The following is a 358-nucleotide window of genomic DNA, read 5'->3' as shown; positions in this document are numbered from 1 at the left end:
GTGACGGTGGTGCTGACCGGAGTCTTGTCCAGGGTCAACTGCTCGAACTTGCCGACGTCAGCGCCAGTGACCGAGGCGATCGATTTGACCACAGGGTCGTTGGTGCCGGTGTAGACGTTGTCCGGCGCAGTCACAGTGACCGAACCCGTCGTGCCGTTGGCCGGTACGGTGATAACCGTCTTGCCGTCGCTCAGCGTGAAGGTCAGGGCCGAGTGGTTATTGATCGGCAGACCGTCTTTGTTGGTCAGCGTGATGGTGTAGGTGATCTCGCCGCCTTCGGTGACCGAAGGGGTCGCGGTCAGCTTGGCCACCACTTCGTCGGTGGTGTCAGTCACCTGAACCGAAGCGTCGCCGCCCA

Annotated in this window: 1 protein-coding gene; it reads right to left on the bottom strand. The window is 62.0% G+C overall.

Annotated elements, in window-relative coordinates:
• A partial coding sequence (locus CAY82_RS25510) for an immunoglobulin-like domain-containing protein (RefSeq protein ID WP_140399196.1) occupies window positions 1-358 on the bottom strand: 358 nt, incomplete at both ends.

Origin of the sequence: Pseudomonas sp. SID14000, assembly GCF_002165135.1 — a bacterium.
In the GTDB taxonomy this organism is placed as follows: domain Bacteria; phylum Pseudomonadota; class Gammaproteobacteria; order Pseudomonadales; family Pseudomonadaceae; genus Aquipseudomonas.
This window is presented reverse-complemented; position numbering and strand designations above follow the sequence as displayed.